The organism is Caballeronia sp. LZ032, from assembly GCF_031451315.1.
GTDB lineage: Bacteria > Pseudomonadota > Gammaproteobacteria > Burkholderiales > Burkholderiaceae > Caballeronia.
Window position 1 is genome coordinate 408,592 of record NZ_JARUXP010000002.1, and the last position, 23,972, is coordinate 432,563.

The following is a 23,972-nucleotide window of genomic DNA, read 5'->3' on the forward strand; positions in this document are numbered from 1 at the left end:
GCCGATGCATTTGTTATGCCATTCGCGCGGGCCGTGCTCGCCGTGCTCTCCGTGCATGAAGCACGCGGTCGTGTGGGCCGGCAACCACCATTCGCCGTCTTCCGGTCAGCGGCGCGCCAACAGTGTGGCGTTTTCAGTCGAGCGGGATGGCGAGGTGTTCGAGCACCGCGTCGAGGCTTCGGATGGAACCGGCGCGCGGCTGGGCGCCACGGTCGAGATGCAGCGCCGCGAGCCCGCTGCGGGTCGCGCCGAGATAGTCGTCCGCATAGGTGTCGCCGATCATCAATGCCTCGTTCGGGCGCACGTCGAGCGTGCGGCAGACGAAGTCGAACAGGCGCGGGTCGGGCTTGACATGGCCGACTTCGAACGACCATGCATGCGCATCGAGGGGGAAGGGCAACAGCGCCTGCAACGGCGCCGCATAGGGAAGCGCCAGGTTCGACGCGACAGCCAGCGCATAGCCCTGCGCGCGCAAGGCCCGCAGCACGCGCGGCACTTCCGGATAGAGACGGATGCTCGCGAGTTCCGCCTGGAGGTCGCGCTCCAGCGCATCGATACCGTCGAGCCCGACATTCAGTGCTGTGGCTGCATCACGCAGCGACAACGGAGCGCTCATCAGCTGCGCGCGCGCTTCGAGCCGGTCCGGTTGCGGCTGCGCGAGCCGTAAGAGCCGCACATAAGGCCGTCGCGGGTCGCCGATCTCGCACAGCGTGCCGAATGCATCGAAGACCACGGCCTTGATGGTCATGACCGCGTTACTCCTGCGTCGCCTGGGCTTCGCGGCGGCGGCGCTTGCGTTCACGCTTGTCTTCGTACATGGCGGTATCGGCGAGCGCGATGGCCTGATCCGCGGTCACGAAACGCACGGCGACCACGCCGACACTCAACCCGGCGTGTTCGCCGTATGCGCTCGTACCGTTGCCCGCTTCCATGATGCGCGCGCGGATTTCTTCGGCGATGCGATGCGCTTCGTCCGCATCGAGAGCGCCTGGACCGACGAAGGCGAACTCGTCGCCGCCGATGCGCGCGAGCATGTCCGTGTCGCGCGTGACGCCGGACACCAGGTTGGCGCACTGCTTCAGATGGCTGTCGCCCGCGGCATGGCCGAACTCGTCGTTGATCTTCTTGAAGTCGTCGAGATCGATCATGCCGACGAGCACGTAAGATCCATCGCGGGCCGCGCGCGCGAGCAGCCGCCCGAGTTCGTCCTGCATGGCGCGGCGATTGGGCAGTCCGGTGAGCGCGTCCGTCAGCGCGAAGCGTGTCAGATATTCGTTGGAACGGCGCAGTTCGCCCATCAGGCGTTCACGTTCCACGTGCTGGGCGATGATCTTCGAGAACAGGTTGAGCGCACTGCGCGCGCGCGGACCGATCGCCTTGCTGCGGCGGCTCGCGGCGCACAGCGTGCCGATGACCGCGCCATTGCTGCCGCAGACCGGCGCGCTGGCGTAGGTCTCGATGCCGAGCGCCTTCGCTGCCTGGGAATCGCCCCAGATCTCGCTCACATTGGAGGTGAAGCGGCGTCCTTCGTCGATGCAGCGCCGGCACAATGTGTCCGACCACGGCACTTCGAGGCCTTCGCTGATGTCGAGATCGCCGGAGTTGCGCGCGAAGTCGACGGTCTGGATGCCGGCGGCCTCATCGACGGACGTCAGGTAGACAGACTCCAGACCGGTGACGATCTCGAGCATTTCGAGGAGTGGCCGGGTGAGTTGTTCGAGACTTTCTGCCGCGGCCACCGTTTCCGACAGCCGCTCAAGCATCGATTCCATGGATCCTGTCCGCGAGTCTTGGGGAAGCAGGATTGTAAACGGGAAAGAATGGAGCTTGCAGGGCGGGGCGGCTTTGCGTGCCCTTGGAGACCGTCAATCGATCATGCCGAGCGCGGCTGCGGCGAGTCTTCCCACGTCGAGCGTGCTGCCCGGGTGGCCGCCGTCTTCGAGTATCCAGGCCGTCGACAGACCGGTCCATGCGAGCACCCATTGCAGCAGACGTCGTCGTTCGAGATTCGCCGCATCGGCGACTTGATCGATGCGCCGCGCGAAGATGCCCGGCGTCAGCGCGCTCTCGGCGTCGGGATTGCAGAAGAGATTGGCGTAATCGAAGGTGCGTTCGCCGTGCAGTCCTTTCGGGTCGATCGCGAGCCAGCCGAGCGGCCCGAAGTCGAGCACGTTGCCGTGATGGATATCGCCGTGCAGGACCGTGATATCGCGTGGTAGGCGCAGTAGTTCGTCGGCGGTACGCGCACAGTGCTCGAACAGGCGGCCATGAGTGCTGGCTCCGGAGAGCAAGGCATTGAACCATTGCTTCAACGGCGCCAACGCAGGAAGCGGCTCTGAACGAGGCCCGTGCAGGCGTGAAGCGGCGGCACACAGGATGCGGGTCGCCTCATCATCGCGGCCTTCTTTCACCATCTCGGTCAGCGAGGTTGAGCCTTGCGCACGCACCATCAGCAACGCTTCGCTGTCGTGAGCCAGCACGGGCGCTGCGCCGCCGCCGCGCCACCACGCCATGACTGCGCCTCCTGCCTGTTCTTCGGGCTCGGAAGAGATCTTGAGGATGGCAGGTGTATCACGGTGGCGTACCGGAACAAGACAGGCATTCCGGGAAGAGAAGGGTTCGCCGTCTATCGTGAGCTCCCATCGCTTCAGGTATGGCTCGAACATGCTGGAGTGTCTTTCAGGTTGTGCCATGAGTCGATCGGTGGAATGCGAGGGCGAGATTTCATTCAACCCCCCTCCCATTCTGCACTTCATTCACAGGCTGATTGAAAAGTTATGTCGGCACCTTGTAATTTGCAAATCGTGAGCTAACGTTTCCGATAGGATGCCGATTCAACCCGGTAGGCCGCCTTCTTCCTCAACCGATTCGAACGGCTCAAGCGGACGGGACGATGTGTGCCCAGCGCCCCGTCATGTCCCGTGGGACCGAGCCTGACGACGGAGGTTGAAATGCGAGCAAAACCCACTCTGCTGTGTGCGTGCGTGTTGATGGCGTTTTCAAGCGAAGTGCTGGCGGAAAGTGTCAGCATCTCCAGCAACAATTCCACGCTGAAGGTCACGCGCGATGATCCCATCTATAACCTCGCGCTACCCAGCGACCCCGTGCAGTTGTTGAGAACCCTCGAATGGACCGTCGATGGACGGCGCATCCTGGTCTATCCCTCGGGGCCGTCGAGTTTCCTCGATCTCGGCCACATGCATTCCAATGCGCACGTCGGTGCGAATCAGATCCACGTGCAGGGTTTGATGCTCGGCTATGTGACGGGCGCCAATGCAGCCACGGTCGTGGGCGGCGTGGTCTATACCGTCGAGGGCGACACGTCCGGGTCGCTCAGTTCGCGCATCACCGAAAAGGTCGATATCCTGAACAAGACCTCATCGCCCATCACGCTCTCGATGACCGGCCTCGGCTTCAAGCCGACCCAGGCGAGCCTCGAAGTGCCGAACTACAGCGGACTGGATGTCACCGGCACGACCGTCGCGGTCATCACGAATGGCCCGATCACCGAGACGCCGCCGCCGTTCGGCCAGGTGACGGTGCTGCCGGTCGTGTCGTTCACCGGCTTCAATCCGTTGTTCAACAAGGACGTCTCCGTTCCGCCCGGATCCACCTTGTCGATGATCACGGAGCTCAAGGTGTCGCGCGCAAGCAAGCTCCAGGAATTGCTGCGCGACACGCTGCCCGACCGCTTCAAGAACTCGCCATTCCTGAATAGTCCGTTCATCCGCCTGCCTTGAACTGCTTCACAACCCGGACGCGCGCAAGGCAATCGTTTGCCGATTCATGCATGGGCGGCGCACTTTACAAAACGCACGAGTGTGCCGCTTCTTCCTCTGCTGATAGCTTCCGGCATCGCGAAGGAACGCGCCGGTCACGGCTTCATTGCTATGTGTGAAATCGAACGGATTAAATCGGCCTTGGAAACGTAGGATATAAGGTTTCACGCGGTACCTCCGACCAGGTGGATCTGCTTGACCGGACACATCTGCACGTGCTTTAGCGCGACGCTCGGCGCACTTAAGCATCCACTGCTAAAGCGCTTACGGCATTGTTACGAAGACTGCGTCGCGTTTGCGTAGCATCATATGAACAAAGACTCACCGCACGTCCTTGCCACGCTTGGGAAACAAGCATGCGCCACGTGCTAAACAACGGTCAGGCGCGATCGCATGACACGGGTTATCTCAGGCTTTCCGGCCACATGACAACTTTGTTAAAAGAAATAGTTACCTGTCGTGCCGTGTCTAATGCATCGATTATTGTTTAATCAGATCCGCAAAGATAATAAATCTAACACCGCAGGCTTCCTCTTAAAAGCGCGCTCTGACTTGATAATTGATATTCAACCAGACGGTTTTTAGAAATGCGTGAATCAAGCTCCGCCCCTGACGCTCGCGCAGGCCCCGAAAGCCCCGCCACAGCGGCCCCGCGTGCCGCGTCCAAGGTAAGAAATTACAATGACGCACTGCATCAGCGCATAAGCAACCCACCCACAAGCGCTTATACCGATGCGCTAAAAAAAGTTATCGGCTCACGGTTTTCCGTCTTGTAGACGTAAAAAGTCTGTGCTCTAATGCTGCCGAAATCATCAGGCAAACAAACGTTCACGAGACACACTTCCGCCTGATTCAAGCAAGTAATTTTTCCTCCATGCAGGCCATTACCTCCGACCAGGGTAGTGCTCATGGCCCTTGAGGAAACGGGGACGAGCGCTGACTCTGCTTTTCGGTGTTCTTCATGGCGGCTTGCTGTTCGCGCAAGGCTCGCTCGACCCTTCGTGTGGGGTAGTCCGGTTCCACGAAAGCTAAAGAAACATGCCCGCGCTGACGTTAGCCAGCGTCAGCGGGAAGGCGTTCGCGCGTCCTTTGCACCACAACGTTGCGTTCTCCACCGGCTTTTGCACGTCGTACCCAGGCTCGCGGGCAATGCGGGTAGTCAGTCATCTAAACAGAGTCAAGCGTCTCCGGAGAGATCCATGTCGAACAGTTTGCAAAAGTGGGTGGGCCGCAACCGTCCGCCGCGTGTCCAGATCACCTATGACGTCGAAGTCGGCGATGCCACCGAAAAGCGCGAGCTGCCGCTCGTGGTGGGCCTGCTGGCCGACCTCTCGGGTCAGCCGGAAACGCCGCTGCCCAAGCTCAAGGAGCGTCGCCTGGTCGAGATCGACCGCGACAACTTCGACGAGATCATGGGCAACATCGCCCCGCGTCTCGACCTGTCCGTGCCCGACACGATGAAGGGCGAGGGCAACCTCAAGGTCGAACTCAAGTTCGAACAGTTCTCCGATTTCCATCCCGAAAGCATCGTCAACCAGGTTCCGCGTCTCGCGAAGCTGCTCGAAGCGCGCCAGCAACTGCGCGATCTGCTCGGCAAGCTCGACGGCAACGACGAACTCGACTCCATGCTCGAGCGCATCGTCCTGAGCAGCGAAGAACTGAAGGCGGTTCAGAGCCAGGCGCAAGCCAGCGCCACGCCGGGCGCCTGAGACAGCCACAGGCCTCAGGCCCCAACCCGCATAGCAGACGCGATCGGGACGAGAAGCGTCCGATCGTGAGCGCAACGAACTTGCAAAGGTGATTCAGATGGAAAGCACGACTGCAGCCGGCGCGGCCGGCAGCGAAGCCCGGACGCTCGACGCGGCCACCGCCGAACTGAGCCTCCTGGAGCGCATCGTCCAGGAAGGCAACATGGCCGTGGAGCCGTCGCAAAGCGGCTACGCGAAGAAACTGATTGGCCAGCTCGCATCGCAGATCCTCGACGAAGGCATGCGCACGAGCCCGGACAAGAGCGTCGTCGCGATGATCAACGAGCGCGTCGCCGAAATCGACCAGTTGCTCACGGACCAGCTCAACGCGATCATGCACGACCCGGCATTCCAGGCGCTCGAAGCGTCGTGGACCGGCCTGCACGACATGGTCTACGGCACGGAAACGGGCCCGCAGCTGAAGCTGCGCCTCTTGAACGTGACCAAGAAGGAACTGCTGAAAGACCTCGAAACCGCGGTCGATCACGACATGAGCACGCTCTTCAAGAAGGTCTATGAAGACGAATACGGCACGTTCGGCGGCCTGCCGTACTCGCTGTTGATCGGCGACTACACGTTCGGCCGACATCCGCAGGACATCGCGCTGCTCGAGCGCATCTCGAAGGTGGCCGCCGCCGCGCACGCACCGTTCGTCGCAGCAGCGGCGCCGAGCCTGTTCGACCTGAAGTCGTTCACCGAACTCGGCGTGACGCGCGATTTGTCGAAGGTCTTCGAAAGCGCCGAACTCGCCGGCTGGCGCAGCTTCCGCGATTCGGAAGACTCGCGTTATGTGTCGCTCGTGCTGCCCTCGTATGCCGCACGCCTGCCGTATGGCGCGCAGACGAATCCGGTCGACAGCTTCAGCTTCGAGGAAGACGTCGACGGCACCGAGCACGGCAAGTACCTGTGGGCCAACTCGGCCTATCAGCTCGGCCTGCGCATCACGGATGCCTTCGCCAAGTACAACTGGTCCACGGCGATCCGCGGCGTGGAAGGCGGCGGCAAGGTGGAAGGCCTGCCGGCGCACGCGTTCAAGACCGGCGAGGGCGACATCGTCCTCAAGTGCCCGACGGAAGTGACCATCACCGACCGCCGCGAGAAGGAACTGAACGACCTCGGCTTCATCGCGCTGGTGAACTCGAAGGGCTCGAACTCGGCGACCTTCTTCGGCGGCCAGACGACCAACCGTCCGAAGGTCTACAACAAGGACTCGGCCAACGCCAACGCGCAACTGTCCGCGCGTCTGCCGTACGTGCTCGCGGCCTCGCGTTTCGCGCATTACCTGAAGGTGATGATGCGCGACAAGATCGGCAGCTTCCAGACGCGCAGCGACATCGAGTCGTATCTGAACAACTGGATCGCCGACTACGTGCTGCTGAACCCGTCGGCTTCGCAGGCGCAGAAGGCGCGCTTCCCGCTCGGCGAAGCACGCGTGGACGTGACGGAAGTGCCCGGCAAGCCGGGCGCATATCGCGCCACCTGCTTCCTGAAGCCGCACTTCCAGATGGAAGAGCTGACCGCTTCGATTCGCCTGGTCGCGGAACTGCCCGCAGCCGCAGCGTGATGGCACGGCGTGCGGTTCATGCCGCGCGCCGACCCGATTCCACTTCATTGATAACAATTGGTCATGGATACGATTCTCCTCAAGATTGACAAGATCAAGGGCAACAGCGCGCTGACCGGCCACGCCGACCAGATCATCCTCAGCAGCTATTCGTTCGGCATCCAGCTGCCGATGAACCCGGATCCCTCGGCGACCGAACGTACGCTCGGCCGCGCGATGTTCAGCGAAGTGCATTGCACCAAGATCACCGATCTGGCCACGCCGTCGCTGTACCGCGCGTGCGCCGCCGGCGACAAGCTGGGCGACGCGACCATCAGCATCGGCCGCACGGAAAACGGCAAGTTCATGGAGCTGATGACCTACGTGCTGACCGACGCGATGATCTCGAACGTCAACACGTCGGGCGCGGGCCAGCCGAGCGATGCATTCGCGATCGGCTACTCGAAGATCACGGCGGTCTACACGCAGCAGAAGACCGACTCGACGCAGAAGGGCAAGACGTCGTTCGGCTGGGATGTCGCCGCCGACGCCGACGCTGCGCCTGCCGCAAGCTGATCCTGTCCCAACGCGGCGCGCCTCGCACCAGCGAAGCGTGCCGCGCAGTCGTGGTTTTCTGGAGTACGCGCGCCATGCCGGCAGCAAGCGGTTCACCGATGCCTCTGTTCGACCGCCTCGCCGGCGACGGCGAGGCGCAGCTCTCGGGCGCCGATGCGCTGCGGGAGTCGGTCGCGCGCGAACTCGGCCGCTTGTTCAATACGCGCTCGCCGTTGACGCTCGACGCCTTCGCCGCCAGCGACGGCACCGTGCTCGATTACGGCCTGCCTGATTTCTCCGATCGCTCGCTGCAATCGGCGTTCGACCGCGAGGCCATCGCCGCCGCGGTGAAGCAAGCCATCGCGCGCTTCGAGCCGCGTCTCGTCAATGTCAGCGTGAAGTTCGACGCGCGCGCCGTGGTCTCGGTGGGCGGCGAGCTGCGCGCCGGCCGCAACGTCCAGCACGTGGCCTTCGAACTGGCCGCCGACGGCGACGCCTTCGCCGTCCGCGAAGCGGAAGCGGTCTGACATGGCCCCCGACGACATCCTTCAGTACTACAAGCGCGAGCTGTCCTATCTGCGGATCCAGGGCGCGGACTTCGCGCGCCGCTATCCGAAAATCGCGGCGCGGCTTGCGCTGCATGGCACGGAATCGCTGGACCCGCATACCGAACGCCTGATCGAGGCCACGGCGTTTCTCGCCGCGCGCGTGCATCGCGACCTGGATCAGGAGTTTCCGCAAGTGGCGTCGGCGCTGCTCGACAACGTCTGTCCGACGCTCGTGCAGCCGGTGCCGTCGATGACGGTCGCGCACTTCGAACTCGATCCGAGCCAGGGCAAGGTGACGGCCGGTTTCGCCGTGCCGCGCCATACGTCTTTGCAGGCCCATACCGAAAGCGGCGACGTGTGCCGCTTCCGCACCGCGTGGGATACCACGCTGTGGCCGCTCGTCATAAGCCGCGCGCAGTTCGGCGACGACGCTACGCTGCGTCTCACGCTCGAATGCACGGGCGGCGCGGACTTCAGCGAACTGGAACTGACGCAGTTGCGCGTGCATCTGCATGGCGACTGGATGGTGACGATGCCGCTCTACGAGCTGCTCGTGTCCGGCGTCGCCGATGTCTCGGTGCGGCCCGAAGGCGCGCGCGCCGCGACGCTGCTGCCCGCGCGCGCGTTCCGCGAAGTGGGCTACGGCGAACACGACGACGTGCTGCCGCGTCCGCCGAACGCGCAACCGGCCTACGCGCTGATGCAGGAATACTTCGCGTTTCCGCGCAAGTTCCATTTCTTCGACCTGCATCATCTGCAAGGGCGTCTCGGCCGTGGCCGCAGCTGCGAAATCATCCTGCACCTGACGCGCGCGCCGCGCGGTCTCGGCATGCTGAACGCGGGCAATTTCCAGCTGGGCTGCACGCCGGTCATCAACCTGTTCTCGCAGACGAGCGAGCCGATCGTCGTCGATCAGCGTCATTACGAATACCGCCTCGTCGCCGATCAGCGCCGCGAGTCGATCACCGAGATTCATTCGGTGGTCTCGGTCGTCGCGTCCGATCCTTCGCTGGAACGCGCGGAAACCGTGCCGTGCTTTTCCGCGATCGACCACGTCGAAGCCGATGGCGAAACCGTGTTCTGGTCGGCGCGGCGCGAGCACAGCCTGCGCGAGAACGTGCAGGGCACCGACACCTTCCTGAGCTTCGTCAACGCGGCCAGCGCGCTCGCCGAACCCGGCGCGCCGGTGGTCTACGCGAACGTGCTCTGTACCAACCGGCGCCTCGCGGAACACGTGCCGATCGGCGCGCGCATGTTCGTCGAAAAGGTTTCGCAGAACGCCCGCGTGCGCTGCCTGTACGAGCCCACCGCGCAGCGCAGTCCGGCGCTCGGCAGCGAAACGCTGTGGCGCCTGATCTCGCTGCTCACTTTGAACTATCACTCGCTGGTGAGCGGCGCGACGGGCCGCGCGCAGTTGCAGGAAATGCTGCGCCTGTTCGCCGCCGAAACCACCCGCGAGCAGGAACAGATTCGCGGCATCCGCAGTGTTGAGGCGCGCAGCGTGACGGCGCACGTCGGCAGCGACGCGTGGCGGGGCTATTGCCGTGGCACCGAAGTGGCGGTCGAGTTCGATCCCGACACCTTCGTGGGCGGCTCGCCGCTGCTGATGGGCGCCGTGCTCGCGCGCTTCTTCGCGATGTACACCTCGGTCAATTCATTCGTGCGGCTGGTCGTGCGCCGCGGAGACGAGACATGGAAGCAATGGGAGCCGATGACCGGCTGCCAGCAGCTGCTCTGATCGCCCGTCTCCAGGCGAATCCGCAGCGTTTCGATCTGTTCCAGGCGATCAGTCTCCTGGAACGCGCCGTGCCGTCCGCGCGTCCGCTCGGGCGCGGCAACGGTCTTGGCGAAGGCGTGCGGCTGACGGGGCATGTGTCGCTCGCGTTCGAACCGAGCGATGTGCGCCGCGTGCAGGCGCACACCGCAGCCGATGCCGCCACGCCCGACTACACGCCGCGCGCTGCCTGGACGCTGACCACGCCGGTGCTCACGCTGGCGGGTGCGAACGGTCCGCTGCCGGTGTCGTTCACGGAACTCGTGCTGGAACGCCGCGCAAAGCGCGATCACGCGACCGCCGACCTGCTCGACATCTTCAATCACCGCTTCCTGTCGTTCCTGTACCGCAGCCGCAAGAAGCACGCGCCGGGTCTGAACTGGCGTTCGCCGCATGCATCGGCGCTGGCGGGGGCGCTCGACGCACTGTCGAATCTCGGCTTGCGCGCGGGCGTGCGCGGCCCGGAAGGCGTGCGGCTCTGGATGCGTCACGCGGGCCTGATGAGCGCCGCGCCGCGTTCGATGAGCGGTCTCGTCGCGCTGCTGTCCGACCGGCTCGGCCTGACCGTGCGCGGCACGCAGTTCGAAGGCGGCTGGCGCGAACTGGATCGCGCGGATGCGCTGCGCCTTGCGCGCGCCGGCTCGGGCGCGCCGCGTCTCACGTCCTTCACCGTGCTCGGCCAGCGGACCTGGGATCAGGCGAGCGGCATCAGTCTCGTGTTTCCCGATCTGTCGAAGGAACACTTCGACGCGCTCCTGCCCGGCGGACGCCTTCACGCGCTCGCTGCCTGGCTGACGCGCGCGTATCTCCAGCAGGACCTCGAGGTGCATTTCGTTCTGCATCTCGCGCCGCAACGCACTGCCTGCGAGGCCGGCGGCCCGCGTGCGTCCCGCCTCGGCTGGACCTCGTGGCTCGGCGGTTCGCGCGGGTCCGATCACGCGCCGGCTCCGGTGCGCCTCGCCCTGCGCGAGACGCCCGCAGCCGCGCCGACGAACTCCTGAAGCGCATGGACATCGATATCCGCACCTTGTTGGGCCGTCTCAATCCCGAATGCAAGCTCGCCATGGAGCAGGCCGCGCAACTGTGCGTGCGCCAGACCCATTACAACGTCGATGTCGAGCATCTGCTGCTGGTGCTGCTCGAAGCCGACGCCCCCGACCTGAAGGCGATCCTCGGGCACTTCGGCATCAAGCCGGAGACGCTGACGGCGCAGCTGCAAAAAGCCGTCGATGCCTTCAAGCGCGGCAATGGCCGCACGCCCGCGCTGTCGCCGAACTTTGCGCCGCTGTTCCAGGAAGCGTGGCTGCTCAGCTCGATGCTGCTCGGCGAACAGCAGATCCGTTCGGGCACGCTGGCGCTCGCGCTGCTCGAAGTGGACAGCCTGCGCGGCATGCTGCTCGAATCCGCGCCCGCGTTGCTGAACATCCCGCGCGCGAACCTGCGCGAGCGGCTCGCGGCGATTCTCGCGGGATCGGCGGAAGATGCGGGCGGCGCACAAACGCCCGCGGCCGCACCCGATGCCCAAACGGCGATAGCCATGCCGACCATGGCGCCGAACGCGAACGGCCGGCAGTCGGCGCTGGACCAGTTCACCGTCGACATGACCGGTCTCGCGCGCGAAGGCAAGATCGATCCGATCCGCGGCCGCGACAGCGAGATCCGTCAATTGATCGACGTGCTGCTGCGCCGCCGCCAGAACAACCCGATCCTCACGGGCGAGGCGGGGGTCGGCAAGACGGCGGTGGTCGAAGGCTTCGCGCAGCGCATCGTGCAGGGCGACGTGCCGCCCGCGCTCGTCAACGTCTCGGTGCGTTCGCTCGATCTCGCGCTGTTGCAGGCCGGCGCGGGCGTGAAGGGCGAATTCGAGAACCGGCTCAAGTCCGTGATCGCGGAAGTGAAGGCGTCGCCGGTGCCGGTGATCCTGTTCATCGACGAGGCGCATCAGCTGATCGGCGCGGGCGGCAGCGAAGGGCAGGGCGATGCCGCCAATCTGCTCAAGCCGGCGCTGGCGCGCGGCGAACTGCGCACGATTGCAGCCACCACGTGGGCCGAATACAAGAAGTACGTCGAGCGCGATCCGGCGCTCGCGCGGCGCTTCCAGGTGGTGAAGGTGGAGGAGCCGAGCGAGGCGGTCGCCATCGACATGCTGCGCGGCATGGTACGCAAGCTGGAAGAACATCACGGCGTGGAAATTCTCGACGACGCCGTGCGCGACGCCGTCAAGCTGTCGCATCGCTATATCTCGGGACGGCAGTTGCCGGACAAGGCGATCAGCGTGCTCGACACGGCCTGCGCGCGCGTCGCGATCGGCCAGAACGGCGTGCCGGAGGACATCGAGGCGCTGGGCCGCTCCATCGATACCGCCGAGAACCAGTTGCGCATCTATCGCCACGAAGCGGCGACGGGCACGGACCGCGCGGAAGCCATCGCGGCGCTGTCGAAGACGCTGGAAGAGGAGCGCACGCAGCGCGCGCGCCTGACCGACAAGCTCGCCACCGAAAAGCGCGCTGTCGATGAAATCCTCGCGTGGCGCAAGAAGATCCGCGATTTCGTCGAGCAGGACACGCCCGCTGCACACGAGGACGGCGACGACGCCGAGTCGCTGACCGCCAATCTGTCGCGTCTGGAGAAGGGTCTCGAAGCGGTGCAGAACGACGAGCCGCTGGTGCCGGTGTGCGTCGATTCGGAGACGGTCGCCAAGGTCATCTCGGGCTGGACCGGCATTCCGGTGGGCCGCATGCTCGCCGACGAACTGCATACCGTGCTGTATCTGCAGGACAAGCTGGCGGAACGCGTCGTGGGGCAGGACGAAGCGCTCGACGCCATCGCGCGCCGCGTGCGCACCTTCCGCGCCGATCTCGACGATCCGGGCAAGCCGGTCGGCGTGTTCATGCTGGTGGGGCCGAGCGGCGTCGGCAAGACGGAGACGGCCTTTGCGCTCGCGGACATGCTGTACGGCGGCGAGCGCAACATGATCACCGTGAACATGTCGGAGTTCCAGGAGGCGCACAGCGTGTCCGGGCTCAAGGGTGCGCCGCCGGGCTATGTCGGCTACGGGCGCGGCGGCGTGCTGACGGAAGCGGTGCGGCGCCGTCCGTACAGCGTCGTGCTGCTCGACGAAATGGAGAAGGCGCACCCGGACGTGCTGGAACTCTTCTTCCAGGTGTTCGACAAGGGCGTGATGGAAGACGGCGAAGGCGTGCCGATCGACTTCAAGAACACGCTGATCCTGCTCACCTCGAACGCGGCGCAGGACGTCATCACCGACGCCTGCCGGGGCGGGCGCCGTCCGCCGCCGGAAGAGATCATCGAGAAGCTGCGCCCGGCGCTGCTGCGCCAGTTCAGCCCGGCGTTCCTCGGCCGGCTCGTGCTGGTGCCTTACTACCATCTGGGCGACGCGCAGATCAACGCGATCGTGACGCTCAAGCTGGAGCGCATCGCGAAGCGCTTCGAGCGCAATCATCATGCGCCGCTGACGTGGGACGAGAGCGTCGCCACGCTGATCGCGCAACGCTGCAAGGAAGTGGACAGCGGCGCGCGCAATGTCGATCACATCCTGACGCAGGCCGTCTTGCCGGAACTCGCGCAACAGGTGCTGGAACGGATCTCGATCTCCGAGCCGTTCGGCGGCGTGCATCTGACGCTGTCGGCGGCGGACGAGATCGTGTTCCGCTTCGCCCCGGCGGAGGCGTAAGCGCATGTCCACGCCGACCCAGACCAACAGCTTCGCCACCGTCTCCACGCCGTTCGGAGCCGATGTGCTGCTGCTCGACGGTTTCGGCGGACACGAGGCGCTGTCGGAGCTGTTTCGCTTCGACCTGCGGATGCGTTCGACGGAGATGTCGCTGGATGCGGCGCAGATCGTCGGCAAGAGCGTCACCGTGACGCTCAAGGACGGCAGCGGCACGCCGCGCTGCTTCAACGGCATCGTGACGCGCTTCGCGCATGCGGGCGCGGATGGCAATCACGCGTTCTATTCCGCCGAACTCGCGCCGCGCCTGTGGCTGCTCGCGCTCGGCCAGGACCGCGTGATCTGGCAGAACAAGACGCCGCTCGACATCATCAAGCAGCTGCTCAACACGTATGCGGTGACCTTCGCGGACCGCACCAAGAGCGCGGGCAGCACGGCGCGCGAATATTGCGTGCAGTACGACGAGAGCCCGTTCGCGTTCATGTCGCGGCTGATGGAAGAGGAAGGCATCTTCTTCTTCTTCGAGTTCGCGGCGGACCAGCACACGCTGGTGCTCGCCGACGACACCTCCGCGCACCTCGACGGCCCCGTGAGCACGCTTTACTACATGCCCGAGAGCCAGGTGTCGCAGGCGCAGCATCTGGGCCGCTTCTCGATGTCGCAGGGCGTGACGGCGGGCGAGCACATCACGGGCGACTACGACTACACGGCGCCGGACGTCGCGCTGCTGACGACGGACAAAGGCAGCTCGACCATCCAGACCGCGCCGCGCTACCTATTTCCGGGCAAGTATACGGACACGACGCGCGGCGGCGCGCTGATCGGCACGCACCTGAAGGCGCATACGCTCGAAGCGCAGACCGGCCATGGCGAGGGCGGCTGCTACAGCCTCGCGGCGGGCGCGAAGTTCACGCTGAGCGGCCATCCGAGCGCCGCGCTCAACACCAGCTATGTGGTGCGCGCGGTGCGGCACACGGCGTCGAACGCGTCGTATCGCAATACCTTCGACGTGTTCCCGGCCACCGTGCCGTTCCGCGCGCCGCACGCGAGCCGGCGTCCGCTGGTGGCCGGTACGCATACGGCGAAGGTCGTCGGGCCGTCGGACGAGGAAATCTGGACCGACTCGCAAGGTCGCGTGAAGCTCAAGTTCCACTGGGACCGCTCCGCAGGCTCGAACGAAGACAGCTCGTGCTGGGTGCGCGTGGCGCAGTCGATGGCCGGCGCGGGCTGGGGACACCTGTTCCTGCCGCGCATCGGCCAGGAAGTGGTGGTGAGTTACGTCGACGGCGATCCGGACCGGCCCATCGTCACCGGCTGCGTCTACAACGGCCAGAACGCGCCGCCCGTCACGCTGCCGGCCAACCAGACGCAGAGCGTGATCCGCTCGCGCTCGTCGAAGAACGGCGCGGCGGGCAACGAGATCCGCATGGATGACAAGCTCGATGCCGAAGAGCTGTTCTTCCGCGCGCAGAAGGACATGAAGGTCGATATCGAGAACGCGCTGACCACGACGGTCAAGGCGGGCGCGGAAACCCACACGGTGTCGAAGGGCGACCGCACGGTGGCGGTGAGCGAAGGCAACGAAACGCACTCGGTGAAGGGCAAGCGCACGCTCTCCGTGACCGGCGACGAAGCGCATACCAACGACGCGAAGTTCACCCACACCGTGAGCGGCGACCACGCCCACACGGTGAATGGCAATTACACGCTCAAGGTCGGCGGCAATCTGACGATAGAGGTGACAGGCTCCGTCAGTATCAAGGCCGGAACCTCGTTCGCGACCGAAGCGGGCACGACGCACGCCAGCAAGGCGGCGACGACGCTCAGCACCGAGGGCGCGATGATTTCGCACAAGGCTTCGGCGACGCAGACCGTCGAGGCATCGGCGCAGCTGGCCCTGAAGGGCGGCGTCGTGCAGTTGAACTGAGGCGTGTGATGAAGGAAGCCGCTGCGGTGGACACCACCCTGGTCGAAACGCGCGATGCGCTCGGCAATCGGGTCGGCCACATGCACTTCGCGAACGGCGTGCCGCATGGCGAGGCCATGCAGTGCACGCCGGAAGGCACGACGCTGCTGCGCGCGATGTACGCGCACGGCGTGCTGGACGGCCCGACGCAGACCTTCGACGCGGAAGGCGCGCCGGTGCAGGCGTCGCACTATCGCGGCGGCAGGCTGGACGGCGTGATGTCGCTGTATCAGGACGGGCGGCTCGCGGCACGTCAGCACTATGTGCTCGGTGTGCTGCACGGCGAGAGCGTGACGTATGCGCCGTCGGGTCTGGTGACGTCGCGGATGAAGATGGAAGCGGGCAAGCCCGACGGCGAAGCGGTGTTCATGCACGACGGCGTGGTCACGCGCCGCGTGCGCTACGCGCGGGGCCAGTTCGAAGGCGAGACGCGCGAGTACGACATGCACGGCGGGCTCGCGGCGAGCCTGCCGTATCGCGCGGGACTGCTGCACGGCACGGCGCGCCGCTACGCGCCGGACGGCGCGGTGACGCACGAGCGCAGCTACAAGCTCGGCAAGCCGCAAGGCGAATGGCGCGCGGTCGAGGCCGGGGCGCAGCCCGGCGACGGCGCGCGCGGTCCGCGTCTGGTGAACAAGCTGGAAAAGTGGGTGCGCGGCTGATCGGCCCGCACGAGAACGAGGAACAGGGACATGGGAATCCAGGTGACAGCGGGGGCGACGTTGCAATGCAGCTTTGGCGCGGCGCCGGGCACGCTGCAGGTGCTGCCCGTGAACCGCGTGCTGTGCGGCACGCCGGCGGCGACCATCATGGACAACGTGCCGATGGTCAACGTGCTGCCGTTCGGCACCTGCACCTCGATGGCGAATCCGGTCGTGGCCGCCGCGACGGCCGCCGCGCTCGGCGCGCTGACGCCGATGCCGTGCGTGCCCGCCACCACCGCGCCGTGGGCGCCGGGTTCGCCGACGGTGCTGATCGGCTCGCTGCCCGCGTTGCAGAACTCTTCCAAATTGATGTGCATGTGGGCCGGCGTGATCCAGGTGGTCGCGCCCGCCCAGGTCACGACGATGACCGCCTGAGGACCGACGATGCAATACGTTTTTTCGATGACCTCGCGCATGGTGACAATCGCCGCGGCGAGCGCGTTGCTGCTGTGTGTGCTGCTGTTCCTGCTGGGCGTCGAGATCGGCGCGCGCATGGGGCATCCGGCGGCGGTGTCGGCAAGCCCAACGCCTGCCATCGCCGCGTCCGCGCCCACCGACCTGTTGCCGCCGCAGGATCCGTCCGCGGCGTCGAGCGCTTCTGCTTCTTCCAATTGAGACCGTCTTTCATGCCGTTGACCTTCATCCGCCTGCTTTCGACACACCTTCGCCGCATCGGCGCGCTGGCCGCCGCCGTGCCGATGCTGTTTGCCATGGCAAGCGTGTTCGCTGCAACGCCTCCGCTCGCCGCTCCCGTAACGACAGCCGCACCCGCCGCACCGCAGACACTCACCTCGACCGGCCTCGTGCAGATGCCGGACGGACGCCTGCTCGCGCCGGAATTCGCACGCATCATCGGGCGCGGTGAACTGGTGGTCGCGGTGCTGAGCGTCGATCAGCCGCCGTTCTTCGAAGAGAAAAACGGCACGCTCACGGGCCTCGACATCGATCTGGCCAAGGACATCGCGCAAAAGCTGCGCGTGAAGGTCCGCTTCAACCGCGACGCGAAGACCTTCGACGAAGTCGTCGATCTGCTGGCGCGCGGCCAGGCCGATATCGCCGTGAGCAAGCTCTCCCGCACGCTGACGCGCGCGACGGTGATCTCCTTCAGCACGCCCTATCTGCGCCTCGAACGCGCGCTGCTGCTGAACCGCGTGAAGTTCGCGCAACTGGCGCACGGCCGCTCGGTGCCGGAAGTGATCCGCAACTACGACAGCACCATCGGCGTGGTCGCGAATTCGTCGTATGCGGGCTATGTGGTCAATAACTTCCCGCATGCGCAGGTGCGCAGCTTCGCGACCTGGGAAGACGTGCTGAAGGCGCTCAATGCCGGCGAAATCACCGCCGCTTACCGCGATGAGTTCGAAGTCAAGCGCGTGCTCAAGGTCGATCCGACCGCTTCGCTGCGCCTGCGCGTCGTGACCTTGCAGGACCTCGAAGATACGCTCGCCATCGGCGTGAATGTGAACGCCCCGGCGCTGCTGTCCTTCATCAACCAGTTCCTCTCGGAACGCAGCGTGAAGCTGAACGTGAGTTCGGTACTTCAGGCGGCGGACCACTGAGCGTTGGCGGTACGCGACGAGACCATAAGACTTCCCTAAGAGAAAGCCATGAATTCCAGCAGGATCTATGCATTCGTACTCAACCCGTGGGTGGTGATCGGCAGCCTGGCGCTCGGCGGCACGTTCGGTCTGCTGATGCCCGCCGAAGCACAGAAGCTCGGCCTGCTCGGCGACATCTATGTCGATCTGCTCAAGATGACCACGCTGCCCTTCATGATCTCGGCGGTGATCTTCAGCCTGCAGCGCCTGTTCCGCGACGGCGGCACCTCGCGCCTGCTGGTGCGCGTGCTGACGGTGTTCCTCGGCGCGTCGGCGACGGTCGCCGCGGTGGGCGCCATCGTGCTGCTGGTCATGCATCCGGGCGCGAACATTTCGACGGCGACGATGCAGACCTTCGGCTTGATGGTGGGCAGCGACAGCTCGTCGAGCGACACGGTCATGAACCTCTACGGCGCCGACCTGCCGCAGAAGACGCTGAGCCTGGCCGACGTGCTGTCGAGCCTCGTGCCGACCAACATCTTCGCGGCGCTCGCCAGCGGCGACGCACTCAAGGCGCTGGTGTTCGCGCTGCTGTTCGGCCTCGCGGTGGGCCGTGTGCCGGAGCGCATTTCGGTGGGCCTGAGCCAGTCGCTCGAAACCGTCTATCACGCGTGCCAGAAGCTGATGCACTGGCTCAGCTATCCGCTGCCGCTGATCCTGTTTTGCATGAGCGCGACGCAACTCGGCAAGTCGGGCGTCGGCCCGCTGCACGCGATGCTGCAATTCGTGATCGCGTTCGTCATCGCGACGGCGCTGCTGATCGTGCTGGCCGCCGCGATCATCTGGAAGCGCTCGAATCACAGCCTCGGCAAGACCCTCGACGCACTGCGCGCCCCGTTCGCGCTGGCGCTCGCCACGCGCAACAGCGCCGCCTGCATGCCGAGCATGATCGAGAGCCTCGTCGATGACCTGGGCTTCGCGCGCTCGCGTGTCGAGCTGCTCGTGCCGCTGACCATTTCGCTGCTGCGCGTCGGCCCGATGGTGTACTACGTGTGCGCGACGCTGTTCATCGCGCAGTTGTACGGGCATTCGCTCGGCGTGGTCGAGATCGTGACGGTGCTGCTCGCGTCGGTGCTGGCGGGCTTCGCGTCGGCGGGCATGACGGGTCTCGTCACGGTGTCGCTGGTCGGCATGACCTGCTCGTACCTGCAACTGCCGTTTGAAGCCGCGTTCATCCTGTTCCTCGCCGTCGATCCGATCTGCGACATGCTGCGCACGCTGGTGCTGGTGATCGGCAACGCGGCGGCGGTTTCAGTGATCTGCCCACGTCCGCTGAAGATCTAGGAATCGAGGAGCCCACCGTCATGGCACTGATCGGCATTCTCGGCGGCATGGGACCGCTCGCCACGGTCGACTTCATGGACAAGGTCGTGCGGCTCACGCAGGCAAGCCGCGACCAGGACCATCTGCCGATGATCGTCGCGAACCTGCCGCACATCGACGACCGGTCGAGCGCGATCATCGACAACGGCGCCGATCCGCTGCCGGCGCTGCTGGACGGCATCGACCTGCTGAACCGCAACGGCGTGGGCCTGATCGCGATTCCGTGCAACTCGGCGCATCACTGGTACGAGCCGATGCGCGCGCGCAGCGCCGCGCCGGTGCTGCACATCGCGCAGACCTGCGTGGCGGCGGTGCCGCGCACGGCCCGCCGCGTGGCGCTGCTGGCGACCGGCGGCGCGCTCGTGTCGGGCTTCTACCAGCAGGCGCTGACCGAGCTCGACATCGAACCCGTCGTGCCGGACGCGGCCATGCAGCCGCTGGTGCGCGACTGCATCCGCGAAGTGAAGGCCGGCGATCTCGATGCCGCCGCCGCGCATCTCGAAGCCGCGCTGACGCTGCTCGCGGAACAGGGCATCGGCACGGCGCTGATGGCCTGCACCGAGATTCCGCTGGCGGCCCGGCGCATCGGGAAGCCGCCGGTCACGCTGATCGACAGCACGCTGGAACTCGCGCGCGCCACCGTCCGTTACGCGTGCGAACGCGGCTGGAACCGCCCGCAATGAAGGCACTGCATACGCTCTCGCAAAGCACGCTCGGGCTCATCGTGTGTATCGCGGTGGGCGCGCTGTGCGGCGTCTTTGCGGAGCCGGCCGGCGCGGCGGCGTATTTCGTCGGCCAGATGTATCTCGCGGTGGTGAACATGGCAGCGATTCCGCTGCTCGTCGTCGCGACCTTCTTCGGGCTGCGCCAGGTAATCGCGCTGCCGCGTCCGCGTACCCGCATCGGCATGATGCTGCTGGTCGCGTTCGGTCTCGTGGTGCTGGGCAGCGTGGCGGGCACGCTGATCGGCGTGATGGCCGGCCCGGGTCAGGACCTGTCCGCCACAGCGCGCGCGCAACTCGGCCGCCTCGTGCTGCAAAGCGCCAGCAGCGCCGAGGACGTGCAGGTCGCGCTGTTCGACCACGGCGCGGCGGCCGCAGCGGGTGCGAGCTTCGTCGGCGTCGGCGACATCTTTCCGGACAACTTCTATCGCGTGCTCGCGCAGGGTCATTCGCTCGGCATCTTCACCGCGACCATCCTGTTCGGCCTCGCGTTCGCGGCGCTGTCGCGCGAACAGACCGGCACGCTGAGCAGCGTGTTTGAAGGCGTGTATCGCGCGCTCGAAACCATCATTGCGCGCGCCAATCTGCTGCTGCCGGTGCTCGCGTTCGGCGTCGCCGCGCATCTGGTGGCGAACACCGAAGCCGCGACGCTCCACGCGATGAGCAGCTTCCTCGTGTGCTTCGGTCTGGCCTCGTGCGCGCTCGGCGGACTGGCGCTCGTGACCATCGCGGTGCGCGCCGGCCAGCCCTTCATGCAGGTGCTGAGCCAGCTGAAGGCGCCGCTGCTGGTCGGCCTCACGTCGGGCAGCGCGACCGCGCCGATCCCGCACACCATCGAAGCGCTCAGCCAGCGGCTGGGTTTCTCGCGCGGCGTCGTGGAACTGGTCGTGCCGTTCGGCTCCGTGTTCGTGCGCGCCGGCGCCGCGCTGTATTACGCGCTCGCCGCCGTGTTCGTCGCGAACCTCTACAACCGGCCGCTCGGCGCGGGCGAGATCCTGATCGTCTGCGCGGCGTCGGTGATCGCCGCGCTGGTGTCGGCGGGACAGGGCGGCGTGGCGTCGGTGGGCTACATGGGCATCGTCCTGTCGATGCTGAACCTGCCGGTGGAAGCGGCCGGCGTGCTGTTCGTGACGCTCGACCTGATCTGCGAAGGGCCGCGCAATGCGCTGAGCCTGCTGTCGGCGTGCATGGTGATCGCGCTGGTGTCGGCGGGCCTGCCTTCGGAGCGCCATGCGGCGGTCGAGGCGACGGGCGGCGTGGCGCGCCTCGATACGACACTGCGCTTCACGTTCACGCGCGGCCAGCTCGCGCTCGCGACCGGCTGCCTGATGACGGTGGCCTCGCTGATCGTGCTGCTGGGAATTGGAGTGGGAGCAAGATGAAGAAGGTGAATCTGATCGTGATGCTGCTGCTGGCGGCCGCGCTTTCGGGCTGCGGCGCGCTGGGCTTGTCGGGCGAAAAGGCGAAGTGGTCGGAAGTCACGCTCGACGCGAGCGACGACATCAACAACAACAGCCCGGTCGCGGTGGACATCGTGCTCGTCAGCGACGAGGCGATGCTCGCGCGCATCGCGGAACTGCCCGCGTCGAAGTGGTTCGCGGGCCGCGAGGATCTCGCGCGCACCTTCCCGAAGGCGCTGCGCTACAAAAGCTGGGAGATCGTGCCGGGCTTTCGCATCGAGGTGAATGGCGAGACGTTTGCGGGTCCGCGCGTCGCGGGCGCATTCGTGTTCGCGAACTATCGGGACCCGGGCGCGCATCGCGTGCGGATCGAGCGCTTCAGCGGCCGCATGGTCGTGCAGCTGAATGCCAACAACCTTATCGTGACGGATTCGAAATGATGCATGACCGCACGCCGGCGGTGACCGAGCGTATCGAGTGGTACGAGGGCATGCTGCTCTCGCCGCAGCATTTCCAGCAGATGGCTGCGCGCGTCGATACGCTCGTCGCGTGGCAGACGCTCGCCGCCGCGCCGTTCAGCTGGGGCGTGCGCAAACTGAGATTCGATCAGGGCCTGCTGCCCGCGGGCCTGCTGCGCGTGCTCGAACTCGACGCGATCCTGCCCGACGGCACCGCCGTCACCTACGACGCGCAGCACAGCGACGGCGCGCGCCTCGAACTTTCGCTGGAGCCGTTCGCGGAGCAGCTGTCGAACGGGCCGCTGGACTTCTACCTGACGCTGCCGGGTGCAGGCGCGATGCGCCGCGCCGCGCAGGTGCGCCGCTTCCGTTCGACCTCCGGCGAGCCGGTGGACGACCAGGTCTCCGATGCCCCGCCCGCCGATATCCCGCGCCTCGTGCCGAACCTCGCGCTATCGGCAGGTGACGTGCCTTCCGCGATGCACGTGTGGCTGCGCCTCGGCTCGCTCTACAAGGACAATGAAGTCGTGCATCTCGGCGAGCATCAGCCGCCGCTGCTCGAAATCGCCCGCGACAATCCGCTGTGGACGAGCGTTGCATCGCTGCTGGGTCAGTTGCGCGGCAAGGCCGCCTTCGTCGCGCGTCAGACGGCGAATCCTTCGTCGAAGGTCGATGACCGTCTGACACAGCTCGAACTGAAGGACCGCCTGCGCAGCCTGATGAGCGCGCTGCCGCTCGCGGAAGCCGTGTTGCGCACGCCGCATCTGCATCCGCTCGGGCTGTATCACGCGCTCGCGGCGCTCAACGGCTCGCTCGCGACGCTCAAGCCCGGCGGCCTGCCGCCCGCGCCGCCCGACTACGATCACGCCGATCCTCTGGGCGTCTTCACGCCGCTCCTGCGCTCGCTGCGCGAATCGATGTCCGAAGTGAACGAGGAATATCGCGAGCACAAGTTCGAGTTCCGTCATGGCGCGTTCGAACTGGCGCTCGATCCGGACTGGATCGGCGAGCGGCTCGTCGTGGGCCTGCGCGGCCAGTCGGATCGCGACCTGCTCGCGTGGATGGACGGCGCGGTGATCGGCTCGCAGTCGGTGTATGCGTCGCTGCGCAGCCGGCGTGTGCTCGGCGCGGCTCGACGCGGGATCGACTATGCCGAGGATCTCGGCTTGCGCTCGGGCTCGGGCTATCTGCTGTTCGAGCTGATGGCGGAGCCGGCGCTGGTGCTCGCCAGCGAACTGCTCGTGATCGGCAACCCGAATGAAGGCGCGAGCGCGCAGCGCCCGCAGGAAATGCTGCTGTTCGTGAAGGGCTGACGCGCAGCGCATCCACATAGATGAAAGCAGAGACGAAAGCAGGTTAAGCATGGCACGCAACCGACCCGAACCCGAAGAAGACGACGTCGTCACGGAGCAGTTCCGTACCTTTCTCGATGAACTCGTGAAGGCTCAGGCGCGCCTCTCCGAACTGCCCGACGCCGATCCGGACCTCGCCGCGCAAGGCATGAGCCGGCACCTGATCAATCTGCTCGAAATCCAGACGCTGCAATCGCGCCGCGACACGACGCGCTTCGAGATGGAGACGGTGTCGGACGCGCGCTATCTGAAGGCCGTCCTCGCCGACGAACTGCTGCTCAACACCCCGTGGGCCGGGCAGGAGCGCTGGACCGCGTATCTGCTCGAATCGACGCTGTTCCGCACCAATGTTGCGGGCGACCTGGTGTTTCGCCGTATCGAGCAATTGCTGTCGGATCGTGAGCCGTCGCGCCGCAATATCGCGCGGCTGTATCTGTTCACGCTGGCGATGGGCTTCCAGGGCCGTTTTCGCGGCACCGATGCCGCCGCGCGCCTGCGCAGCTATCGCGAGGAACTGTATGAGTTCGTGTATCAGCGCCGCGCGGATCTCGGCGGGCGCGACCGCGTGCTGTCCGAGGCCGCGTATGCGAACACGCTGTCGCACGTCGCGCCGCGCAAGCTGCCGACCGTGAGCCGCTGGGCCGTGATTGTCATGCTGGCGGCGGTGTCGCTGCTCGCGGTGTCGGAGTTGTTGTGGCTGTGGCAGTCGTGGCCCGTGCGCGAAGCGCTGCATGCCGATCCGGTCGCGGGAGTGAGCCAATGAAGCGCATGATTTCGACGATGAACACGGCGCGCCGCGCGCAGCAAGGAG

The 23,972-nt window shown here is 65.8% G+C and carries 22 protein-coding genes; 19 read left to right on the forward strand and 3 right to left on the reverse strand.

Annotated elements, in window-relative coordinates; genetic code table 11:
- Nucleotides 1–133 precede the first annotated feature (133 nt).
- The 3 genes from QCE69_RS17355 to QCE69_RS17365 all read right to left on the reverse strand — a co-directional run bounded on the left by QCE69_RS17355 (nucleotide 134) and on the right by QCE69_RS17365 (nucleotide 2,693).
- Nucleotides 134–748, reverse strand: coding sequence for an HAD family hydrolase (locus QCE69_RS17355; RefSeq protein ID WP_309932068.1), 615 nt, complete (start codon nucleotides 746–748; stop codon nucleotides 134–136).
- 7 nt (nucleotides 749–755) lie between these two features.
- Nucleotides 756–1,772 (reverse strand): sensor domain-containing diguanylate cyclase, encoded by a 1,017-nt coding sequence (locus tag QCE69_RS17360; protein ID WP_309932069.1) that lies wholly within the window; start codon nucleotides 1,770–1,772, stop codon nucleotides 756–758.
- Nucleotides 1,773–1,865: 93 nt separating this feature from the next.
- On the reverse strand, nucleotides 1,866–2,693 hold the full coding sequence (locus QCE69_RS17365) for an aminoglycoside phosphotransferase family protein (protein WP_309920773.1): 828 nt from the start codon (nucleotides 2,691–2,693) through the stop codon (nucleotides 1,866–1,868).
- Nucleotides 2,694–2,951: 258 nt separating this feature from the next.
- On the opposite strand from QCE69_RS17365, the gene QCE69_RS17370 reads away from it, so the two are divergent.
- From QCE69_RS17370 to QCE69_RS17460, 19 genes are all read left to right on the forward strand, one after another.
- Entirely contained in the window at nucleotides 2,952–3,740 is a 789-nt protein-coding gene (locus tag QCE69_RS17370; RefSeq protein WP_309920775.1) for a hypothetical protein, read from the forward strand.
- A gap of 1,238 nt (nucleotides 3,741–4,978) precedes the next feature.
- Entirely contained in the window at nucleotides 4,979–5,488 is a 510-nt protein-coding gene (gene tssB, locus QCE69_RS17375; protein ID WP_309920777.1) for a type VI secretion system contractile sheath small subunit, read from the forward strand.
- 97 nt (nucleotides 5,489–5,585) lie between these two features.
- Nucleotides 5,586–7,091, forward strand: a complete 1,506-nt coding sequence (gene tssC, locus QCE69_RS17380; RefSeq protein ID WP_309920780.1) for a type VI secretion system contractile sheath large subunit — start codon at nucleotides 5,586–5,588, stop codon at nucleotides 7,089–7,091.
- Between the two features lie 63 nt (nucleotides 7,092–7,154).
- Complete coding sequence (locus QCE69_RS17385) at nucleotides 7,155–7,646, forward strand: type VI secretion system tube protein Hcp (protein ID WP_309920785.1); 492 nt, start codon at nucleotides 7,155–7,157, stop codon at nucleotides 7,644–7,646.
- A gap of 74 nt (nucleotides 7,647–7,720) precedes the next feature.
- Nucleotides 7,721–8,152, forward strand: a complete 432-nt coding sequence (tssE, locus tag QCE69_RS17390; protein ID WP_309932070.1) for a type VI secretion system baseplate subunit TssE — start codon at nucleotides 7,721–7,723, stop codon at nucleotides 8,150–8,152.
- A gap of 1 nt (nucleotide 8,153) precedes the next feature.
- Nucleotides 8,154–9,911 carry a type VI secretion system baseplate subunit TssF gene (gene tssF / locus QCE69_RS17395; protein WP_309932071.1) on the forward strand — a complete coding sequence of 586 codons (1,758 nt, stop codon included), beginning with the start codon at nucleotides 8,154–8,156 and terminating at the stop codon, nucleotides 9,909–9,911.
- Nucleotides 9,866–10,948: a type VI secretion system baseplate subunit TssG gene (gene tssG / locus QCE69_RS17400; protein ID WP_309920793.1), complete on the forward strand. Its 1,083-nt coding sequence runs from the start codon at nucleotides 9,866–9,868 to the stop codon at nucleotides 10,946–10,948. The genes tssF and tssG overlap by 46 nt, the downstream gene beginning before the upstream one ends.
- Nucleotides 10,949–10,953: 5 nt before the next feature.
- A complete protein-coding gene (gene tssH / locus QCE69_RS17405; RefSeq protein ID WP_309932072.1) occupies nucleotides 10,954–13,641 on the forward strand; it encodes a type VI secretion system ATPase TssH in 2,688 nt (895 codons plus the stop codon).
- Between the two features lie 4 nt (nucleotides 13,642–13,645).
- Nucleotides 13,646–15,565: a type VI secretion system tip protein TssI/VgrG gene (gene tssI, locus QCE69_RS17410; RefSeq protein WP_309932073.1), complete on the forward strand. Its 1,920-nt coding sequence runs from the start codon at nucleotides 13,646–13,648 to the stop codon at nucleotides 15,563–15,565.
- Nucleotides 15,566–15,573: 8 nt separating this feature from the next.
- Nucleotides 15,574–16,266, forward strand: coding sequence for a toxin-antitoxin system YwqK family antitoxin (locus tag QCE69_RS17415; protein ID WP_309920800.1), 693 nt, complete (start codon nucleotides 15,574–15,576; stop codon nucleotides 16,264–16,266).
- Between the two features lie 30 nt (nucleotides 16,267–16,296).
- Nucleotides 16,297–16,683, forward strand: coding sequence for a DUF4280 domain-containing protein (locus tag QCE69_RS17420; protein ID WP_309920802.1), 387 nt, complete (start codon nucleotides 16,297–16,299; stop codon nucleotides 16,681–16,683).
- 9 nt (nucleotides 16,684–16,692) lie between these two features.
- Nucleotides 16,693–16,923 (forward strand): hypothetical protein, encoded by a 231-nt coding sequence (locus tag QCE69_RS17425; RefSeq protein WP_309920805.1) that lies wholly within the window; start codon nucleotides 16,693–16,695, stop codon nucleotides 16,921–16,923.
- A gap of 11 nt (nucleotides 16,924–16,934) precedes the next feature.
- A complete protein-coding gene (locus QCE69_RS17430) occupies nucleotides 16,935–17,867 on the forward strand; it encodes a substrate-binding periplasmic protein (protein WP_409017869.1) in 933 nt (310 codons plus the stop codon).
- A 48-nt stretch (nucleotides 17,868–17,915) separates the two neighbouring features.
- Nucleotides 17,916–19,190, forward strand: coding sequence for a cation:dicarboxylate symporter family transporter (locus QCE69_RS17435; RefSeq protein WP_309920808.1), 1,275 nt, complete (start codon nucleotides 17,916–17,918; stop codon nucleotides 19,188–19,190).
- A 20-nt stretch (nucleotides 19,191–19,210) separates the two neighbouring features.
- Nucleotides 19,211–19,912, forward strand: coding sequence for an amino acid racemase (locus QCE69_RS17440; protein ID WP_309920811.1), 702 nt, complete (start codon nucleotides 19,211–19,213; stop codon nucleotides 19,910–19,912).
- Nucleotides 19,909–21,333, forward strand: a complete 1,425-nt coding sequence (locus QCE69_RS17445) for a cation:dicarboxylate symporter family transporter (RefSeq protein ID WP_309932074.1) — start codon at nucleotides 19,909–19,911, stop codon at nucleotides 21,331–21,333. The genes QCE69_RS17440 and QCE69_RS17445 overlap by 4 nt, the downstream gene beginning before the upstream one ends.
- Complete coding sequence (locus QCE69_RS17450; protein ID WP_309920817.1) at nucleotides 21,330–21,791, forward strand: hypothetical protein; 462 nt, start codon at nucleotides 21,330–21,332, stop codon at nucleotides 21,789–21,791. The genes QCE69_RS17445 and QCE69_RS17450 overlap by 4 nt, the downstream gene beginning before the upstream one ends.
- Nucleotides 21,788–23,122 (forward strand): type VI secretion system baseplate subunit TssK, encoded by a 1,335-nt coding sequence (gene tssK, locus QCE69_RS17455; protein ID WP_309932075.1) that lies wholly within the window; start codon nucleotides 21,788–21,790, stop codon nucleotides 23,120–23,122. The genes QCE69_RS17450 and tssK overlap by 4 nt, the downstream gene beginning before the upstream one ends.
- A gap of 49 nt (nucleotides 23,123–23,171) precedes the next feature.
- On the forward strand, nucleotides 23,172–23,924 hold the full coding sequence (locus QCE69_RS17460; RefSeq protein ID WP_309932076.1) for a DotU family type IV/VI secretion system protein: 753 nt from the start codon (nucleotides 23,172–23,174) through the stop codon (nucleotides 23,922–23,924).
- Nucleotides 23,925–23,972 lie beyond the last annotated feature (48 nt).

What these genes read in the sequence shown, in the direction of transcription:
- QCE69_RS17355 (WP_309932068.1), bottom strand. Translation starts at nt 748, where the DNA reads ATGACCATCAAGGCCGTGGTCTTCGATGCATTCGGCACGCTGTGCGAG.
- QCE69_RS17385 (WP_309920785.1), top strand. Translation starts at nt 7,155, where the DNA reads ATGGATACGATTCTCCTCAAGATTGACAAGATCAAGGGCAACAGCGCG.
- QCE69_RS17360 (WP_309932069.1), bottom strand. Translation starts at nt 1,772, where the DNA reads ATGGAATCGATGCTTGAGCGGCTGTCGGAAACGGTGGCCGCGGCAGAA.
- QCE69_RS17415 (WP_309920800.1), top strand. Translation starts at nt 15,574, where the DNA reads ATGAAGGAAGCCGCTGCGGTGGACACCACCCTGGTCGAAACGCGCGAT.
- QCE69_RS17450 (WP_309920817.1), top strand. Translation starts at nt 21,330, where the DNA reads ATGAAGAAGGTGAATCTGATCGTGATGCTGCTGCTGGCGGCCGCGCTT.
- QCE69_RS17420 (WP_309920802.1), top strand. Translation starts at nt 16,297, where the DNA reads ATGGGAATCCAGGTGACAGCGGGGGCGACGTTGCAATGCAGCTTTGGC.
- tssE (WP_309932070.1), top strand. Translation starts at nt 7,721, where the DNA reads ATGCCGGCAGCAAGCGGTTCACCGATGCCTCTGTTCGACCGCCTCGCC.
- QCE69_RS17425 (WP_309920805.1), top strand. Translation starts at nt 16,693, where the DNA reads ATGCAATACGTTTTTTCGATGACCTCGCGCATGGTGACAATCGCCGCG.
- QCE69_RS17435 (WP_309920808.1), top strand. Translation starts at nt 17,916, where the DNA reads ATGAATTCCAGCAGGATCTATGCATTCGTACTCAACCCGTGGGTGGTG.
- QCE69_RS17370 (WP_309920775.1), top strand. Translation starts at nt 2,952, where the DNA reads ATGCGAGCAAAACCCACTCTGCTGTGTGCGTGCGTGTTGATGGCGTTT.
- tssC (WP_309920780.1), top strand. Translation starts at nt 5,586, where the DNA reads ATGGAAAGCACGACTGCAGCCGGCGCGGCCGGCAGCGAAGCCCGGACG.
- tssK (WP_309932075.1), top strand. Translation starts at nt 21,788, where the DNA reads ATGATGCATGACCGCACGCCGGCGGTGACCGAGCGTATCGAGTGGTAC.
- tssI (WP_309932073.1), top strand. Translation starts at nt 13,646, where the DNA reads ATGTCCACGCCGACCCAGACCAACAGCTTCGCCACCGTCTCCACGCCG.
- tssF (WP_309932071.1), top strand. Translation starts at nt 8,154, where the DNA reads ATGGCCCCCGACGACATCCTTCAGTACTACAAGCGCGAGCTGTCCTAT.
- tssG (WP_309920793.1), top strand. Translation starts at nt 9,866, where the DNA reads ATGGAAGCAATGGGAGCCGATGACCGGCTGCCAGCAGCTGCTCTGATC.
- QCE69_RS17460 (WP_309932076.1), top strand. Translation starts at nt 23,172, where the DNA reads ATGGCACGCAACCGACCCGAACCCGAAGAAGACGACGTCGTCACGGAG.
- QCE69_RS17430 (WP_409017869.1), top strand. Translation starts at nt 16,935, where the DNA reads ATGCCGTTGACCTTCATCCGCCTGCTTTCGACACACCTTCGCCGCATC.
- tssH (WP_309932072.1), top strand. Translation starts at nt 10,954, where the DNA reads ATGGACATCGATATCCGCACCTTGTTGGGCCGTCTCAATCCCGAATGC.
- tssB (WP_309920777.1), top strand. Translation starts at nt 4,979, where the DNA reads ATGTCGAACAGTTTGCAAAAGTGGGTGGGCCGCAACCGTCCGCCGCGT.
- QCE69_RS17365 (WP_309920773.1), bottom strand. Translation starts at nt 2,693, where the DNA reads ATGGCACAACCTGAAAGACACTCCAGCATGTTCGAGCCATACCTGAAG.
- QCE69_RS17440 (WP_309920811.1), top strand. Translation starts at nt 19,211, where the DNA reads ATGGCACTGATCGGCATTCTCGGCGGCATGGGACCGCTCGCCACGGTC.
- QCE69_RS17445 (WP_309932074.1), top strand. Translation starts at nt 19,909, where the DNA reads ATGAAGGCACTGCATACGCTCTCGCAAAGCACGCTCGGGCTCATCGTG.